This window comes from Dietzia sp. NPDC055343, assembly GCF_053645265.1.
The window spans coordinates 43,917-61,074 of the sequence record NZ_JBSHMJ010000001.1 but is presented as its reverse complement, the minus strand read 5'-3'; the positions used below and the strand labels follow the sequence as shown (position 1 = coordinate 61,074).

General features: G+C 69.3%; 14 protein-coding genes. 9 read left to right on the top strand and 5 right to left on the bottom strand.

Annotation, left to right across the window (positions count from 1 at the left end; translation table 11 throughout):
• Nucleotides 1-149: 149 nt before the first annotated feature.
• Nucleotides 150-995, top strand: a complete 846-nt coding sequence (gene ppgK / locus ACWIE7_RS00290) for a polyphosphate--glucose phosphotransferase (protein WP_454068310.1) — start codon at nucleotides 150-152, stop codon at nucleotides 993-995.
• A gap of 104 nt (nucleotides 996-1,099) precedes the next feature.
• Nucleotides 1,100-2,542: an RNA polymerase sigma factor gene (locus ACWIE7_RS00285; protein ID WP_452098788.1), complete on the top strand. Its 1,443-nt coding sequence runs from the start codon at nucleotides 1,100-1,102 to the stop codon at nucleotides 2,540-2,542.
• Between the two features lie 113 nt (nucleotides 2,543-2,655).
• On the opposite strand, the gene ACWIE7_RS00280 is transcribed toward ACWIE7_RS00285, so the two are convergent.
• Complete coding sequence (locus ACWIE7_RS00280) at nucleotides 2,656-4,458, bottom strand: DEAD/DEAH box helicase (protein ID WP_454058192.1); 1,803 nt, start codon at nucleotides 4,456-4,458, stop codon at nucleotides 2,656-2,658.
• A gap of 28 nt (nucleotides 4,459-4,486) precedes the next feature.
• Complete coding sequence (locus tag ACWIE7_RS00275) at nucleotides 4,487-4,732, bottom strand: DUF3039 domain-containing protein (RefSeq protein WP_230929020.1); 246 nt, start codon at nucleotides 4,730-4,732, stop codon at nucleotides 4,487-4,489.
• Nucleotides 4,733-4,804: 72 nt separating this feature from the next.
• Here ACWIE7_RS00275 and ACWIE7_RS00270 point away from each other — a divergent pair, with 72 nt between their 5' ends.
• From ACWIE7_RS00270 to ACWIE7_RS00255, 4 genes are all read left to right on the top strand, one after another.
• Nucleotides 4,805-5,290, top strand: coding sequence for a DUF3099 domain-containing protein (locus ACWIE7_RS00270; protein ID WP_452098786.1), 486 nt, complete (start codon nucleotides 4,805-4,807; stop codon nucleotides 5,288-5,290).
• Between the two features lie 19 nt (nucleotides 5,291-5,309).
• Nucleotides 5,310-6,941: a DUF7782 domain-containing protein gene (locus ACWIE7_RS00265; RefSeq protein WP_454068309.1), complete on the top strand. Its 1,632-nt coding sequence runs from the start codon at nucleotides 5,310-5,312 to the stop codon at nucleotides 6,939-6,941.
• A complete protein-coding gene (gene dtd, locus ACWIE7_RS00260; RefSeq protein ID WP_454068308.1) occupies nucleotides 6,938-7,375 on the top strand; it encodes a D-aminoacyl-tRNA deacylase in 438 nt (145 codons plus the stop codon). The genes ACWIE7_RS00265 and dtd overlap by 4 nt, the downstream gene beginning before the upstream one ends.
• A gap of 166 nt (nucleotides 7,376-7,541) precedes the next feature.
• On the top strand, nucleotides 7,542-8,510 hold the full coding sequence (locus tag ACWIE7_RS00255; protein ID WP_230929024.1) for a sigma-70 family RNA polymerase sigma factor: 969 nt from the start codon (nucleotides 7,542-7,544) through the stop codon (nucleotides 8,508-8,510).
• A 160-nt stretch (nucleotides 8,511-8,670) separates the two neighbouring features.
• Here the strand turns inward: ACWIE7_RS00255 and ACWIE7_RS00250 are convergent, their stop codons facing one another.
• Complete coding sequence (locus ACWIE7_RS00250; protein WP_452098783.1) at nucleotides 8,671-11,424, bottom strand: bifunctional acetate--CoA ligase family protein/GNAT family N-acetyltransferase; 2,754 nt, start codon at nucleotides 11,422-11,424, stop codon at nucleotides 8,671-8,673.
• Between the two features lie 80 nt (nucleotides 11,425-11,504).
• Nucleotides 11,505-12,737, bottom strand: coding sequence for an acetoin utilization protein AcuC (locus ACWIE7_RS00245; RefSeq protein WP_452098782.1), 1,233 nt, complete (start codon nucleotides 12,735-12,737; stop codon nucleotides 11,505-11,507).
• Nucleotides 12,738-12,976: 239 nt separating this feature from the next.
• Here ACWIE7_RS00245 and ACWIE7_RS00240 point away from each other — a divergent pair, with 239 nt between their 5' ends.
• Nucleotides 12,977-13,666 carry a metal-dependent transcriptional regulator gene (locus ACWIE7_RS00240; RefSeq protein ID WP_230929027.1) on the top strand — a complete coding sequence of 230 codons (690 nt, stop codon included), beginning with the start codon at nucleotides 12,977-12,979 and terminating at the stop codon, nucleotides 13,664-13,666.
• Nucleotides 13,663-14,643: a UDP-glucose 4-epimerase GalE gene (gene galE, locus ACWIE7_RS00235; protein WP_452098781.1), complete on the top strand. Its 981-nt coding sequence runs from the start codon at nucleotides 13,663-13,665 to the stop codon at nucleotides 14,641-14,643. The genes ACWIE7_RS00240 and galE overlap by 4 nt, the downstream gene beginning before the upstream one ends.
• A 188-nt stretch (nucleotides 14,644-14,831) precedes the next feature.
• Here the strand turns inward: galE and ACWIE7_RS00230 are convergent, their stop codons facing one another.
• The gene (locus ACWIE7_RS00230; protein WP_452098780.1) at nucleotides 14,832-15,929 is read right to left on the bottom strand and encodes a DUF4192 domain-containing protein; all 1,098 of its coding nucleotides are present in this window, start codon (nucleotides 15,927-15,929) and stop codon (nucleotides 14,832-14,834) included.
• A 270-nt stretch (nucleotides 15,930-16,199) separates the two neighbouring features.
• Here ACWIE7_RS00230 and ACWIE7_RS00225 point away from each other — a divergent pair, with 270 nt between their 5' ends.
• Complete coding sequence (locus ACWIE7_RS00225; RefSeq protein WP_452098779.1) at nucleotides 16,200-17,147, top strand: proteasome assembly chaperone family protein; 948 nt, start codon at nucleotides 16,200-16,202, stop codon at nucleotides 17,145-17,147.
• Nucleotides 17,148-17,158 lie beyond the last annotated feature (11 nt).

The window sequence follows — 17,158 nt, the reverse complement described above, 5'->3', positions numbered from 1 at the left end:
CCTCGTCGTCGTTGTCGTCGTCCAATCGGCCCGCTCCGACCGGCCCCGCGGATAGCCTGTCGGGCGGGCGACCACCGCCCATCGTGCCCCGTCCCGCGGGGCCGGATCCATCCCCGCCGTGTATCGCGGCCCGTACCCGGGAGCCCTCCTTGGCCGACACCACCTCTGACTCCTCCGACACCGCCCCCGTCGGCCTGGGGGTGGACGTGGGCGGCACCGGCATCAAGGTCGGGCGGGTGAACCTGACCGACGGCGAGTTGATCGGCGACCGGCTGCTCAGGCCGACCCCGCAGCCTGCCACCCCCGACGCGATCGCCGCGACGATCCGGGAGATGGTCGACGATTTCGACTGGGACGGGTCGGTGGGGGTGGCCGTCCCGACCGTCATCCACGAGGGGATCGCAAGGATCGCGCCCAACATCGACGAGTCGTGGATCGGTTGCGACGTGGTGGACCTGTTCGACCGCCATCTGCCCGGGCGCACGGTTGTCATGCTCAACGACGCCGATGCCGCCGGGCTGACCGAAGTGCACTACGGGGCGGGCGAGGGCGTCGACGGGCTCGTGATCCTTCTCACGATCGGAACCGGGATCGGCTCCGCGCTGCTCATGAACGGGCGGCTCATCCCCAACAGCGAGTTCGGCCATCTGATGATTGAGGACATCGCCGGCCGGGGCTTCGATGAGGCCGAACACCTCGCGTCGGGCGCCGTCCGGGCGCGCGAGGAGATGTCCTTCGCCGAATGGGCCCCGCACCTGTCCAACGTGCTTCGCGCGATCGAGGACCTGCTGTGGCCTCGTGCATTCGTGCTGGGGGGCGGGGTCAGCGAGGCCGCCGACGAGTGGTTCCCGCTTCTGGAGAACCGCACCCCCGTTCGCGCGGCCGTGCGTCTCAACGACGCCGGGATCATCGGTGCCGCCCTCTATGCCGCGGCGCACTCCGGCGCCATCGACCTCGGAGAGGCGCTCTCCGTCACCGAGGACCGACCCGGTTAACCCCGCCGGATGCGACCCTCGCGCCGGTTCCTCGTTACAATGGCGCAGGCCGGACTCATGTACCGGCCGGGGACGGGCCCGGTACCGCAAGGCGGACGGCTCGAGTGTCTGCAGAGCACGCGGCACCGATCCCCGATTCCTATCTAGCAACCGGTTGTGAAGGGGCGTTTGTGGCAGCCACGAAGACCACCAGTTCGGATCCCGCAGAGAGCGGCGATCCGTCAGGCACCGAGGTCACGGGCGCAGCCCCCGCCAAGAAGACCGCCGCCAAGAAGGCGCCCGCGAAGAAGGCCGCGGCCAGGAAGGCCCCCGCCAAGAAGACCGCGGCAAAAAAGACGGCGGCGAAGAAGACCGCCGCCAAGAAGACGGCGGCCAAGAAGACCACCTCCCCGGCGACGTCCGAGGTCGACGAGGATCAGATCGACGAGTCGGCGGAGAACCTCGAGGCCGAGCCCGACACCTCCGAGCTGGAAGACGTCGAGGTCGAGGATGTCGAGGACGACGAAGAGGCCGACGAGGAAACCAAGGAGGAGCCCTCCGCCAAGGACAAGGCCTCCGGTGACTTCGTCTGGGACGAGGATGAGTCCGAGGCTCTGCGGCAGGCCCGCAAGGACGCCGAGCTCACCGCGTCCGCGGACTCCGTGCGTGCCTACCTCAAGCAGATCGGCAAGGTCGCCCTCCTCAACGCCGAGGAGGAGGTGGAGCTCGCCAAGCGCATCGAGGCGGGCCTGTACTCCACGTGGTGGATGGCGCAGGTCGCCGAGCGCGGCGAGAAGCTCACCACCGCTCAGCGGCGCGACTACAAGTGGATCGAGCGGGACGGCGTCCGCGCGAAGAACCATCTGCTCGAGGCCAACCTCCGGCTGGTCGTCTCCCTGGCCAAGCGCTACACCGGGCGTGGCATGGCGTTCCTGGACCTCATCCAGGAGGGCAACCTCGGTCTGATCCGCGCGGTCGAGAAGTTCGACTACACCAAGGGCTACAAGTTCTCCACATACGCCACCTGGTGGATCCGCCAGGCCATCACCCGCGCCATGGCCGACCAGGCCCGCACTATCCGTATCCCGGTGCACATGGTCGAGGTCATCAACAAGCTCGGTCGCATCCAGCGTGAGCTGCTCCAGGATCTGGGCCGCGAGCCCACCCCGGAGGAGCTCGCCAAGGAGATGGACATCACCCCGGAGAAGGTGCTGGAGATCCAGCAGTACGCCCGGGAGCCCATCTCGCTCGACCAGACCATCGGCGACGAGGGTGACTCGCAGCTCGGCGACTTCATCGAGGACTCCGAGGCCGTGGTCGCGGTGGACGCGGTGAGCTTCACGCTTCTGCAGGACCAGCTGCGGTCCGTGCTCGACACGCTCTCCGAGCGTGAGGCCGGCGTGGTCCGGCTTCGCTTCGGCCTCACCGACGGCCTCCCCCGGACCCTCGACGAGATCGGCCAGGTCTACGGCGTGACCCGCGAGCGGATCCGCCAGATCGAGTCGAAGACCATGTCGAAGCTGCGGCACCCGTCGCGCTCGCAGGTCCTGCGCGACTACCTGGACTGACCCGCCCCGGAGAGATCCGCTACTCCCCCGCACGATCCGCTACCCGCAGGCAGGTAGCGGATCGGGCATCCGAGTAGCGGATTTCTTGGATTTGGTGAGGCCGGTCGGCGGACCTACCAGCTGCGCAGGGTCGAGATCCTCTCGCGGATCTGCTCGGTCGAGGCCATCGGCACGGGCGGACCACCGCAGGCGTTGCGCAGCTGGGAGTGGATCGCCCCGTGGGACTTGCCCAGGCGGCCCGAGTACACGGAGACCAGGGTGTTGAGCTGGCGCCGCAGATCCTTGAGCTCGGCGGCCGAGGCGACCCGCTCGGCGGCGGCGCCGGCGTGGGCGCCGGGGCCCGCGGCGTTGCCCGGCAGAGTCGCTCCCGACACGGCGGGGTCGGCGCCCACCACGGACACCGCCCCGGGCCCGGAGGCCTGCGCGGAGGAACGATCCCTCAACTGCTCCTTCTCCCGCTGCCGCAGAAGGGCCTTCACGTCGTCCGCTCCCAGCAGGCCGGGGAGCCCGATGTAGTCGGCCTCCTCCTCACTGCCGGCGAATGTCGCGGTGCCGTACGAAGACCCCTCGTACACGATCTGGTCGAGCTCGGCGTCCGCGCCCAGGGAGATGTAGCCGCGGTCCTCTTCGTCCTCCGTGTTCTCGTCCTGCTGTTGGTTCGCCTGGGCGAGCAGCTGGTCCTCCAGCCCCTCCTCCCGATGCGGCTTACCCAGCACGTGATCGCGCTGGGCCTCCATCTCCGAGGCGAGCTTCAGCAACACAGGCACCGACGGCAGGAACACCGAGGCGGTCTCCCCCGGGCGCCGCGAACGCACGAACCGCCCGATGGCCTGGGCGAAGTACAGCGGGGTGGAGGCGCTGGTGGCATAGACGCCCACACTGAGTCGGGGCACGTCGACGCCCTCCGAGACCATGCGGACGGCAACCATCCACTCGTCGGTCGAATCCGAGAAGGCACCGATCCGGCTCGATGCCGTCGGGTCGTCGGACAGGACCACCGTCGGCGGCTTGCCGGTGATCTCGGTCAGCAACGCCGCATACTCCCGCGCGCGCTCCTGATCGGTGGCGATCACCAGGCCGCCGGCGTCCGGAACACCGCCCGCGCGGATCTGGCGCAGCCGGGTGTGGGCCGCCTGCAGAACCGCCGGCATCCAGTCGCCGTGCGGGTCGAGCGCGACTCGCCAGGCCCGGGACATCTGGTCCGCGCTGAGCGGCTCACCGAGGCGGGCCGAGAACTCCTCGCCGGCGTTGGAACGCCAGCGCGCTTCACCGGAGTAGGCCAGGAAGACGACGGGACGGACGACGCCGTCGGCCAGCGCGTCGGCGTAGCCGTAGGCGTGGTCGGCCTTCGAACGCTGATGACCCTGACCGTCGGGCTCGTAGGTGACGAACGGGATCGGACTGTCGTCCGAGCGGAACGGTGTCCCCGTCAGCGAGAGGCGGCGCTCGGCGTCCTCGAACGCCTCGCGGATACCGTCGCCCCAACTCTTCGCGTCACCGCCGTGGTGGATCTCGTCGAGGATCACCAGTGTGCGGCGTGCCGTGGTGCGCCCGCGATGCTTGAACGGGTGCGCTGCGACCTGCGCGTAGGTCACCACCACACCGTGGAACTCGGGAGCGAGTGCCCCCGAGGAGTTGCTGTACTCGGGGTCCAACGCGATCCCGGCACGGGCCGCGGAGGCCGCCCACTGGTACTTCAGGTGTTCGGTCGGCGCGACGACCGTGATCGTGTCGACGGTCCGGTCCGCCAGCAACTCGTTGGCGACCCGGAGGCCGAACGTCGTCTTGCCGGCACCCGGCGTGGCCACGGCGAGGAAGTCCTTGGGCCGGGCCATGAGGTACTTGCGCAGGGCTGTGCGCTGCCAGGCGCGCAGCGACGGCCCGCCGGCCGGCGGGGTGATGGGTTCTGCGGTCAGTTCCTCGGTGCCCGGGACCGCTCCGGGATCACTCACCAGGCTTCAGGGTCTCGTAGACGCGCTTGCACTCCGGGCATACCGGAGAACCGGGCTTGGCCGAGCGGGTGACCGGGAAGACCTCACCGCACAGGGCGATCACGTAGGTTCCCATGACCGCGCTCTCGGCGATCTTGCTCTTGTCCACGTAGTGGAAGAACTTCGGGGCGTCGTCCTCCGTCTCCTCGGTCGTAGTGACCTCGGGACGCTCGAGTGTCTTGGTCCGGGTGGTGCTCACCCCCTCATGATGCCGCACCCGGCCGTCACCGCGCCAACGCTCCAGCGCGCACCCCGGAGTACCTTGGGGTCCATGGCACCCGACTTCCGACGAAAGCGGTCCGGGGATCGGGATGACACCTCGAGCCCCGTCCTCATCACCGGGGCGCGACAGTCGTACCAGGACGAACTCGCGGCCCGGAAGAAGCGGTATTTCCTGTTGATGAGTGTCCGGATCCCGGCACTGTTGCTCGCTGCGGGTGCGCTCGCGCTCTGGAACAACCCGTGGATCGCGCTGGCGATCGTCGCGGGATCGATCCCGATCCCGTGGATCGCCGTGATCGGCGCCAACGATCGCCCGCCGCTCCCCAAGCAGCAGGCCCGCACCTATAACGCGGGGCGCCTGTCCGCGCCGCGGACGGTGGCCCTGCCGTCCGGGTTGACGGGCAAGACCACCGATGCCCACACCGACCCCCACGGCGACGGCGAGGCCGACACCGATGGCCCCGAGGACGCCGATGAGGCCGATGAGGCCGACGACACCGGTGACACCGACGAACCCACCAGCGGCGACCACTGACGAAAGCGACCCTGAACCCGTGACCCGTTCCACCGACTCCCTCGCGGTTCTCTCCCCCTTTCTGGCCGCGGCGTTCCGCGAGCACGGGTACACCGTTCCGGGGCTGGAGCGGGCCCTGGGACAGGAGGCCGTCTCGGCGCTCGCCCGCTCGGACGCTGCGGTCGTCCGGCGCCACGCCCGGAACTCCGGCGCGGCTGGCGCGCTGGTGCGTCTGTTCGTGTTGGGTGATGCGCTCCCCCGCGCTGTGGTCACCGAACTGCTCCCGGAGGTCGACCTCGGGGCCGGCATCGGGGCGGGCCTGTGGTCCGTCGGTGACGACGGCGCGGTGCAGGCACTCGTCGACCTCCGTCCCGTCGACACCGGCCACGGGACCCGCTGGGTGTTCTCTGACGTCGACGGGTCGATGGTCCGCACCGGGACCCGGCCGGACCACGTGCTCGGCGTGGGCCAGGCCACGCTGTCCCTTCTGCGGATCACGCCCACCTCCCCCGCCGGTTCCGTTCTTGATCTGGGAACGGGCTGCGGCATCCAGTTGGTGCACGCGCTCGAGTCCGGCGAGGCCGGGACCGGCACGGACATCACCCCGCGGTGCCTCGAGTTGGCGGAGGCGACTCTGGCGATCAACGCGATGGAGGCCGAGCTCGTCCGGGGCCCGTGGTTCGGCCCCGTCGCCGGGCGGACTTTCGACCGGATCGTCGCCAACCCGCCGTTCGTGGTGGGCCCGTCCGAGATGGGTCACTCGTACCGGGAGTCGGGGCTCGCACTCGACGGCGCCAGTCGGACGGTCGTGTCCGGCGCTCCGGAACATCTCGCCGAGGGCGGGACGGCGATCCTGCTGGCGTCCTGGGTCGAGCGGGAGGACGTGGACTGGCGTTCGCATGTGGCCGCGTGGGTGCCGGCCGACGGGGTCGATGCCTGGTTCCTCCGCAGGGACTCGTCCGATCCGGGCCTCTACGCGTGGACATGGTTGACCGACGAGGGGATGGACCCGCGCGACGAGTCCACGTGGAAGGCGGCCGACGCCTGGCTGGACCACTTCCGTGACGAGGGCGTGGCGGGCATCGGGTTCGGTTACGTGTATCTGCGACGCATCGACGGCCCGTCGTCGGTGCTGTGTGAGGACCTGACGCACCCCTTCGACGCGGGCCTGGGCGACGAGGCGGAGGCCTATTTCGCCCGCACCGCGTGGCTGCGCGAGGCCGCGCACCGTCATGGCAGCGAGGACGTCGCGCTGGACCGGACCGTGTTCACCGTCTCCCCCGACGTCCATCTGCACGTGTCGGAGTCCTTGGCGCCCACCGGCCCGGACGGCCTGCCGGCGGGTCCCGCCACCGTCGTGGTCGAGCGGGTCACCGGCGCGCGGTGGCGACACGAGATCGATCAGTTCACCGCCACGGTGCTGCGGGGCGCGCGGACTGGCGCCCTATCGTTGGCGGATCTGGTGATCCTCGCGGGCGCGGCGGCGGGCGCCGATCCGGACGAACTCGCGGCGCCGGTACGTCGGGTGGTCGTCGACCTGTTCCTGCACGGCTTCCTCGTACCCGCCGGGGTCCCCGGTTTGTTGCCGCCGGGGGCCGAGGCCGCGGCTCCCGGGGGATCGTCCCCCGCCGACGCCCCGGAGGGCGCGTCATCGCCGGGGGCCGACGGGTGAGGGCCGTGGTCTCGCGGGTCACCGAGGCGTCGGTCACGGTCGACGACGCCGTGGTGGGCGCCCTCCCCGGCCCGGGGCTGTTGGTGCTGTTGGGGGTATCGAACGACGACGACGAGGCGGACATCGACACGATGGTCCGCAAGATCGCGGAGTTGCGGATCCTGCGTGAGGAGACGAGCGCGGTCGAGGTCGGCGCCCCGGTCCTGGTGGTCAGCCAGTTCACGCTGATGGGTTCGACAGCCAAGGGGCGGCGCCCGTCATGGTCCCGGGCCGCACCCGGTGAGGTGGCCGAGCTGGCTGTGGCGGCCGTGGTGCGCGGTCTTCGTGACCGCGGGCTCGAGGTCTCGACCGGGGTCTTCGGCGCGATGATGCAGGTGCGCTCGGTCAACGACGGCCCGTTCACGCTGCTCATCGACACCCCGAACTCACGGTGACGGGTATTTCATTCCGCCACATGTCGTGACCGAAATCATCCACCCGGGAACATTCCCGGTACCTCTGCCGTTGTAGGTGTACGTGACCGGAATACGGACACGATCCTGATCCGTCCACCAGCGACCGACCGCCGGCCCACCCCCGGGCAAGGCAGGAGGAGGAGACATGACGTCAGCCACCACCCGTTCGGACCATCGGACGGAGGCGGATTCGGACGGCCAGAGCCCCAGCGCCGACCTGGTCCGCGTCTACCTCAACGGGATCGGCAAGACCGCCCTGCTCAACGCCGAGGACGAGGTGGAGCTGTCGAAGCGCATCGAGGCCGGTCTGTACGCCAAGCATCTGCTGGCCACCAAGAAGCGCCTGGGCCCCGTCAAGAAGGCCGATCTCGCGACCATCGTCCGGGAGGGCGAGGCCGCCCGCGCCCACCTCCTCGAGGCCAACCTTCGTCTGGTGGTCTCCCTGGCCAAGCGCTACACGGGCCGTGGGATGCCACTCCTCGATCTCATCCAGGAGGGCAACCTCGGGCTGATCCGCGCGATGGAGAAGTTCGACTACGCCAAGGGGTTCAAGTTCTCGACCTACGCCACGTGGTGGATCCGCCAGGCCATCACCCGCGGTATGGCCGACCAGTCGCGCACCATCCGGCTTCCGGTGCATCTCGTCGAGCAGGTGAACAAGCTGGCGCGGATCAAGCGTGAGCTGCACCAGCAGCTCGGCCGCGAGTCGACACTGGAGGAGCTCGCCGAGGAGTCGGGCATCCCCGCGCACAAGATCGAGGAGCTCCTCGACCATTCGCGCGACCCGGTCAGCCTGGACATGCCGGTGGGTGCGGACGAAGAGGCGCCGCTGGGCGACTTCATCGAGGACGCCGAGGCGACCAGCGCCGAGAACACGGTCGTGACCAACGTCATGCACTCGGATGTCCGCGCCGTCCTGGCCACGCTCGAGGAGCGTGAGCAGCAGGTCATCACGCTGCGTTTCGGCCTCAATGACGGTCAGCCGCGGACCCTCGACCAGATCGGCAAGCGCTTCGGCCTGTCCCGTGAGCGCGTGCGTCAGATCGAGCGCGAGGTTATGGCCAAGCTCCGCGAGGGCCGCCGCGCTGACAAGCTGCGGTCGTACGCCGTCTGATACCGCGGACCGCGTAGCGGCCACGACGTCGCGACCAAGACGTTGACGCCACGAGGTCGTGGCTCCGGTGCCGGGGCCGCGTAGGACCCCATCGACCCGAATCGGCCCCGGAGGCGGGGCCGTTTCGTCGTCTGCGGGCCGCTTCCGGTGCGGACTGGTTCTAGCGAAGTCGGCGCGGTCCTTCGTCGCCGCTGAACAACGGCGGAGGCCCGAGCTGCACGCTCGCGAAGAGCACGGACAGACCGCTGGGCGTGGCCAGCCCCGGATCCAGCGAGAGCTTGCGCATCTCCGGTACATCCTCGGCCAGGCAGGACACTCGTCCCATGAGGTCGACGAGCGCCCCCCGGTCCGCCGGGGTGTCGCCCGCGTACCCGTCCAGGATCGGGGCCGCCCGGGGCCGGTCGAGCAATGCCGCGGCCTCCGTCGGGGAGATCGGCAGGGTGCTGAAGGCCCGGTCCGCGAGGAGGTCCGAGAGCAGCCCGGACAGCCCGAACGAGATCAGCGACCCGAAGATCGGATGGTCGGCGACCCGGATCGTGACGGCGACTCCCTTGGTGGCCATCTTCTGCACGTGAAGTGAGCGCGACCCGGTGGAGGACTGCAGGTAGTCGAACGCGTGCCGGACGGCGCCGGCGTCGGCCAGATCGAGCCGGACCCCCGACTGATCGCTCCGGGTGCGCCATTTCTCGCTCATCGCCTTCACCGCGACCGGGTACCCGAGTTCGTCGGCGGCCATCACGGCCTGCTCGACGTCGGTGGCGACGCGGTAGTCGACGATGTCGATGCCGTAGCACTCGAGTAGCGCCCGCACCTGGCCCTGCGTGAGCTCGAACGAGTCGGTACCGGCGTTGAGGTGGCACAGCGAGTCGACGAGTTCGCGGGCACGCACGCGGTCGATGTCCTCGAACTCGGCGGGTTCCTCTGCGGGGCGATCCAGCCATTCGGCGTAGCGTCGGGCCCGCACCAGCGCGGACACCGCTCGCTCCGGGTACGGATACGAGGGGATGGATCCGCGCGAGGCGACGCCGGACTCATCGGTCACGGTCAGCCCCTCCGGAAGACCCTCCCCGGCGAGGAACGTACTGACGACGGGCTTCTCGCTCTCCGCAGCGGCGGCACGGATGGCCTCGGCGAACTTGTCCGGTTCCGTGGCCACAGGCGGTACGAAGACCGTCAGAACGGAGTCCACCTCATCACGGTCGAGGGCGTCGGAGATCGCGGTCCGGAACTCCTCCGGGTTCGCTCCGGCCCCGAGATCGACCGAATGGGCGACGGTGAAGCCCTGCAACCGCGCCGAGTCACCACCGAGGCGAGCCACGGCCGACGAGTTCCCGACGATCCCCAGCCGACCACCGGCGGGTAGCGGCTGATACGCGAGGAGCGTCGCGGTGTCGAACATGTCGGTGATCGAGTCGACCTGGATGAGACCTGAGTCGCGGAAGAGTCCGCGGATCGCCGATGCGGTGAGCCCCTCGACGCCGGATTCGAGGTCGTCGGCGGCGCGCCGCACCACCACGACCGGCTTGTTGCGGGCTATCCGCCGCGCGATCCGGGAGAACTTCCGCGGGTTACCGAAGCTCTCGAGGTACAGCAACACCACCTCGGTGGCCGAGTCGGTGTCCCAGTACTGCATCAGGTCGTTACCCGAGACGTCGGCGCGGTTTCCCGCGGAGACGAACGTGGACAGACCGAGCCGACGCCGTGCCGCCGCGGCGAGGATCGTGATCCCCAGAGCACCGGACTGGCAGAAGAACCCCACCCGTCCGGGGCCGGGGACCAGTTCCGCCAGGGTCGCGTTGAGCTGGACGTCGGAGGAGGTGTTGATCACGCCCAGCGCGTTCGGTCCGACCACGCGCATGCCGTGCGCGCGCGCCTCGCTCACGAGACGCCGCTCCGAAACGACTCCCGCACTTCCGACGTCGGAGAACCCCGCCGAGATGACGACGAGGGTCGACACGCCCTTGGACAGGCAGTCGTCGAGGACCTCCGACATCGACGCGGCCGGGACGGCGACCACCGCGAGGTCCACCGGATCCGGGATGTCCCGGACGCTCGCGTAGGCGCGTACCGACTGCACCGAGTTGGCGTCCGAGTTGACCGGGTACACCGGCCCGGAAAACCCGTTGGCGATGAGGTTTCGCAGAACCGTGTGGCCGATCTTGCCGACCTGGTCCGACGCTCCGATCACGGCCACCGACGCGGGGTTGAGAACCCGGGCGACGCTTCGCGACTCGGCCGCAGCCTCGCGGGAGTTCCGGACGTTGGTCAGCGCCTCGGTCGGGTCGATGGCGAATTCCAGGTGCAGGGTCGAGCCGTCGAACGACCGTGAGATCTCGTACCCGGCCCTACGGAAGACCTGGATCATCGAGCGGTTCTCCGACAGGACCTCAGCCTCGAAATGGTCGATACCGCACTCCGCGGCCGCGCCGGCCAGATGTTCGAGGAAGATCGACCCCAGGCCCCGGCCCTGGTGCTGGTCCGAGATGGTGAACGCGACCTCCGCGAACGTCGAGTCGGGTAGCCGCTCGTAGATCGCGATCCCGATGATCTCCGCACCGAGCTCCGCCACGAACGCCATCCGATCGCGGTAGTCCACGTTGGTCATCCGCCGGAGTTCCCGATCCGAGAGAACATCCCGCGATCCGAAATACCGCAGGTAGCGGGTCCGTTCTGACAAGCTCGTGTGGAATCGCGAGATCTTCTCGGCGTCCTCGGGGAGGATCGGCCGGACCCGGACCGCTCGGCCGTCGGAGCCGAGGACGTCGGCCGCCCACTCGTGTGGATACCCGTCCGGGTAGACGTCCACCGAGGTGTCGGTCGAGGCGTGCTCCGGGGGTTCCACCGCCGGGGGCCCACCGGTCGTGGAGGTCTGGTTCATCGGATCGCCGGTCGGAGTGTCTCCGGGGTGCGCCATGTGTGGTCCTCCAGGGGCGGAGTTCATCGGTCGGTCAATGGTCGTCGTGCGGGTTGACCACGGGGCGGTCACCCATGGGGTCAGTCCCTCGGATCGTCGGGGTCGAGCCCGTGCAGTGGGAACACCGAGCGCCTGGTATCGAGGATGGACTGGTCCAGTCGAGCCAGCGACCGGTCGATCTCGACACCCCGGTCGGCCCCGGCCGGCTCCCACGGGGTGTACTCCGGGATCTCCCCGTCGCTCATGGACTGCGGCACCCGGTCCGGCACGGTGAGTCGGCCGGCCATCGTCCGCCACGATTCCGGCACTACGGTGTCCGGGTCCACCGGCACACCGAGCACGGCCCCGATCAGGTGGGTCCACGACCTCGGGACCACCCGGACCAGCTCGTACCCGCCGCCCCCGATCGCGATGAGCCGACCCTCGCAGATCTCGTCCGCCAACGCGACCATGTCCAGATAGGACCGACGATGCCCGTCGACGCTGAGCGACAGGTCCGCGAGCGGGTCCTCGCGGTGCGAGTCGCATCCGGCCTGCAGGACGATGATCTGCGGCTCGAATGCCCGCAACAGCCCGGGCACCACGGCATGGAAACCGCGTAGCCACAGCGGATCGGTGACAGCGGGCAGATAGGCGAGGTTGACGGACATGCCCTCGGCCCGGCCCACGCCGGTCTCGGACGCCCAGCCCGTCGAGGGCCACAGCGTGGCGGGGTGCTGGTGCAACGAGACCGTGAGAACCCGCGGATCCTCGTAGAAGGCGGTCTGGACCCCGTCGCCGTGGTGGACGTCGATATCGACATAGGCGACGCGGTCGTAGCCGTTGTCGAGCAACCAGCTGATCGCCACCGCGGCGTCGTTGTACACGCAGAAGCCGGCGGCGGCAGCCGGCATCGCATGGTGCATCCCACCCGCGACCGACACCGCCCGCGTGGCGACACCGTCCGCGATCGCGCGCGCCGCGGCGAGTGTTCCACCGGCCACAGCCGCGCTGGCCTCGTGCATCCCCGGGAACGTCGGGTTGTCGGCGGTTCCCAGCCCGTGACTCATTCCCACGTGCTCACCGGGCGGCAGATCGCCGGCGGCTATGACCGAGTCGATATATCGCGAGGTATGGACGCGGAGAAGCTCCTCGTCCGTCGCCGATCCGGGATCGATCAGCTCCACTCCCTGGAGAACACCGAGCTCGGTGGCCAGCGACATCGTCAGATCAAGTCGCCTCGGACTCATCGGGTGGTCCGCCGAGTGGCGGTATTCCAACAACGACGGACTCCACACCACCCCCGCCGCGACTCCGTCCCGGATGCCCGTCATGGTCACCGTCCTCCCGTTTCCGCCGGGTGGTTCCCGGCCTCGCCTCCCCGGCTTGAACCGAGGTCTGCGTCACCCGCGAATCTACGCAACGTACTGCGGTGCGGCCCGGGTTTGAGAGCGCTCCACCCCGGTCGGTGCCGCGACGGTAGGCTCGGTGCCGACGAGATCCACGGGCGCGGGTCGCCCGCGGATCAGTAGGACAATCTCTCTACCGGCTTTTCGACTCGGAGGACTGCAGCGTGAAGGACCTGGTGGACACCACCGAGATGTACCTCCGCACCATTTACGAGCTGGAGGAGGAAGGGGTCATCCCGCTGCGTGCGCGGATCGCCGAGCGCCTCGAGCAGAGTGGCCCGACCGTGAGCCAGACGGTCGCGCGCATGGAGCGGGACGGGCTTGTGCTGGTGGCCCCGGATCGCCATCTCCAGCTCACTCCCCACGGCCGGGAGCTCGCGGTGGACGTGATGCGTAAGCACCGCCTCGCCGAAAGGCTCCTGGTCGATGTGATCGGACTGGAACTGGAGAAGGTCCACTCCGAGGCGTGTCGATGGGAACACGTCATGAGTGACGACGTCGAGCGTCGCCTCATCGAGGTGCTCGACGATCCCCGTACCTCCCCGTACGGCAACCCCATCCCCGGTCTCGAGCGGATCGGGTACAGCTCCGCGACGGGTGAGGAGCTGACGTACATCCGACTCTCGGAACTCGAACCCGACGTGCCCCACCAGGTGCGCATCCAGGCGATCGGCGAGAACGTCCAGATCGACACCGAGCTCATCTCCGAGTTCCGGGCCACCGGCGTTGAGCCCCTCAAGACCGTCACCGCCACCCGTCGCGGGCACCTCGTGGAGCTCAACTCCGGGTCCGGTCACACAGTGGAGATCGACGGGGATCATGCCCACGCGATCCAGGTCGAGCTCCTCCCGTGAAGCTCCTCGTCACCGGCGGCGCCGGATACGTCGGCGGGGTCTGCGCCACCGTCCTCGTCGAGCGCGGTCACGAGGTGGTGATCCTCGACGACCTGTCGACCGGCAATCGTGAGGGTGTCCCCGAGGGCGCGACCTTCATCGAAGGCGATGTCGCCGAGAGCGTCGGGGACGTCCTCGACCCGTCCTTCGACGGGGTCCTGCATTTCGCGGCTCGCTCCCTCGTGGGCGAGTCGGTGGAGAAGCCCGGCGAGTACTGGCAGGGCAATGTCGTCACCTCATTGACGCTGCTCGATGCGATGCGCACCGCCGGCGTCGGGAACCTCGTCTTCTCCTCCACCGCGGCGACCTACGGCGAGCCCGAGCAGGTACCGATCACCGAGGACATGCCGACGAGGCCCACCAACACCTATGGGGCGACCAAGCTCGCGATCGATCACGCGATCAGCTCGTACGCCGCGGCCCACGGGCTGGCGGCGACCAGCCTGCGATACTTCAACGTGGCCGGCGCCTACGGGGCCGCGGGCGAGAACCGCGTCGTGGAGACCCACCTCATCCCGCTGGTTCTGCAGGTCGCGCTCGGACACCGCGAGGACATCAAGGTGTTCGGTGACGACTGGCCCACCCCGGACGGCACCTGCATCCGCGACTACATCCATGTCGCAGATCTCGCCGATGCGCACGTCCTCGCCCTCGAGTCCAACTCCCCGGGCGTCCACCGGATCCTCAACCTCGGTAGTGGCGAGGGGTTCTCGGTGCGTGAGGTCATCGACGTCTGTCGCGAGGTCACGGGCCGCCCGATCCCGGACGTCATCGCGCCTCGACGGGCCGGAGATCCCGCGGTGTTGGTCGCGTCCAGCGCCAGGGCGATCACCGAGCTCGGCTGGACGCCCGGCCGTACCGATCTACGCACGGTCGTCGAGGATGCATGGAAGTTCACCGAGGCGCTCGGAGATCGCGCTCACTCGGCTGCTCGTTGACGACACCGCCGCTGACGGCGAGCGACACGAGCACGCACGCACAGCCCGCCGAGCACCCGGAAGATCAGTGCCGGGCGGGCTGTGCGCGAACCAGTCGACGCGGAGCCCCTGCGGCAGGCCCCGCCTGTCAGCATCTCGTCACGGCCCCTCCCCTCTCACCGCTGCCCTGATCCGGCGCCGCGAGCTCCTCATGCAGCCGCCACCTGCCTGAGGCGTTCCGGTGCGATCCCTTCGATCAGACCGTTCAGGATGAGCCGCGCCAGCGAATTCGCGCCATCGGCCGTCACCGCTGCGGAGAGTGCGGCGTTCGCATGGACGCCACTTCCCGCGAAGTAGGCCGCGGCACCGAGGAGGAGCAGAGCCACCGAACGCTCCTTCGGGGGTCGTCGACGAGCCAGGGCCCACCAGAGCAGGCGGCGGCCGTCGTCGTCGGTCAGCGGGCGCTGGGCCAGGTTCCGATAGACCTCGTCACGGACGTCGATCGACAGCAGGCCGCGTCCGATCACGGCAAGCTCGTTGTCGTCGACCCGCTCCCCGGTTCCCAGGCGCGCGGCGGCGGAGTCGTGCCGCGCCACCAGCGCGGACGTCCCCGCCGTCGCCGCTGCATCGGTGCCGCCTCCATCCGTGTCCCTCGCGTCCGGGTCGCGGGTCAGGTACAGGCGCTCGATGTCGCTCCTCGATGCCGCGACCGACCGTCCCTGGAACGCGTACACCGCAGCCAGATGCGTGGCGTCGGGATCGAGTTGGATTCCCCGGACCATCCCGAACAGATCCACCCACGGGGCACCCGCCGCGAACTCCTCCACCCCGAAGGCGTTGACGACCTCCGTGCCCGCCAACCCCAGCCAGTAGTCGAACGCGGCCGCAGCGTCCATCGCCCGCTGAGCGGCGAGATGCCCGTCGATGCAGTCCTCCCGCACCACGATCAGGTGCACGGACCGGACCCCTTCCCGCGCGCAGAACTGGGCCAGGCTCTGGGCCGGGCCCGGATCGATCCTGCCGACCAGCCCCGGCTCCCCGTCCGGAGCATCGAGACCGGGTTCATCGAACAACTCGCCCTCCGTGGGGGCGATCGTGTCCTCGTCCTGGAGCCCGGGCACATCCACCCGCATGACCGGCGCGTTGCCGCCGTCGGACATCCTCCCGCCCACCAGCACGACTGACCCCGGGGGTGGAGGAAAACCGAGCATCGCCGGGACGGAGGCGATCATCTCCTCCGGCGAACTGATCACCACCCGCTCCCGCTCGTCCCGACCGTCGTCTCCGGTTCGGCCTCGTGTCGTCATCGCCGTCCACCCGTCTCTCCTCGCGCGGCCCCGTCCCGGATCTGGGAGCGCGGTCCGCGGGTGTCCTCCACCGCCCCAACCCTCATGCATCCGGGTCGCGCCGCCCGCTCCTGCGGACGTCTGTGACGCGCGCCTGTGGAGGAAGCGGTGCGCGCGGGGAATCATCCGCCGCGGCCTGACGTTGGCAAAGGGGTGAGTACCCGTCCCGAATGGACGACCGCGCGAGCTTCGTCGCCCCGTTGACGAGGTGCGGTGATGAGAGGAGTCGACATGGCCAGGCACAGCGATCTGTACCGACTGATCCAACCCCTTCCCGATCTGCGGTCCGCGGACGGCCGGGGGCCGGTGCTCGTGCACGGACTCGAGGGGTTCTCCGATGCGGGGCAGGCGATCGAGGGCGCCACCGAGCACCTCCGTGACTCCCTGGACTCGCAGTTGATCGTCGAGTTCGACGCGGATCAGCTCGTCGACTATCGATCACGGCGCCCGCATCTGAAGTACTCCTTCGACCACTTCGCGAGCTACGACGAGCCCACGATTCAGATCCATGCCGTCAAGGACGCGGACGGAAGCTCCTTCCTGCTGCTGTCCGGTCTCGAGCCGGACCTGCGGTGGGACGGCTTCACCGAGTCCGTCATCGATCTGGCGGGGGCGTTCGGCGTCCGCATGTCCATCGGGCTCGGTTCGATCCCCCTCGGCGTGCCCCACACCCGGCCCACCAACGCCAGCGCCCACGCCAGCGACGTGGACCTGATCCGTGGCTTCACCGCCTGGCCCGGTGAGTTCTCGGTGCCTGGAAACGTCAGCTCCCTCCTGGAACTCCGGATGTCCGAGCACGGCATCCCGTCGGCGGGATTCACCGTTCACGTGCCCCAGTACCTCTCGCAGACCGCCTACCCGGCGGCCGTGCTCAACCTGGTCGGGAGCATCGCCAAGGTCGGCGGACTCGATCTGCCCACCGAGGAACTGGAGAAGTCAGCGGAGGAGTTCACGTCCCAGGTGAACGCGCAGATCGCCCACAACGCGGAGATCCTCACGGCCATCGAGCACATGGAGAAGCAGTACGACGAGTTCATGGAGGCACGGATGGGCTCGGACTCGCTCAATCCCGGAGGCAAGCCGCTGCCCTCCGGCGACGAGATCGGTGCGGAGTTCGAGCGCTTCCTCGCCCAGCAGTCAGGCGGCGACTCCGACGGCGGACCGCAGCCGGGCGAGTGACGAGGCCGGGC

What these genes read in the sequence shown, in the direction of transcription:
- ACWIE7_RS00230 (WP_452098780.1), bottom strand. Translation starts at nt 15,929, where the DNA reads ATGACGACACGAGGCCGAACCGGAGACGACGGTCGGGACGAGCGGGAG.
- ACWIE7_RS00245 (WP_452098782.1), bottom strand. Translation starts at nt 12,737, where the DNA reads ATGACGGGCATCCGGGACGGAGTCGCGGCGGGGGTGGTGTGGAGTCCG.
- ACWIE7_RS00250 (WP_452098783.1), bottom strand. Translation starts at nt 11,424, where the DNA reads ATGGCGCACCCCGGAGACACTCCGACCGGCGATCCGATGAACCAGACC.
- ACWIE7_RS00225 (WP_452098779.1), top strand. Translation starts at nt 16,200, where the DNA reads ATGGCCAGGCACAGCGATCTGTACCGACTGATCCAACCCCTTCCCGAT.
- ACWIE7_RS00255 (WP_230929024.1), top strand. Translation starts at nt 7,542, where the DNA reads ATGACGTCAGCCACCACCCGTTCGGACCATCGGACGGAGGCGGATTCG.
- ACWIE7_RS00270 (WP_452098786.1), top strand. Translation starts at nt 4,805, where the DNA reads ATGGCACCCGACTTCCGACGAAAGCGGTCCGGGGATCGGGATGACACC.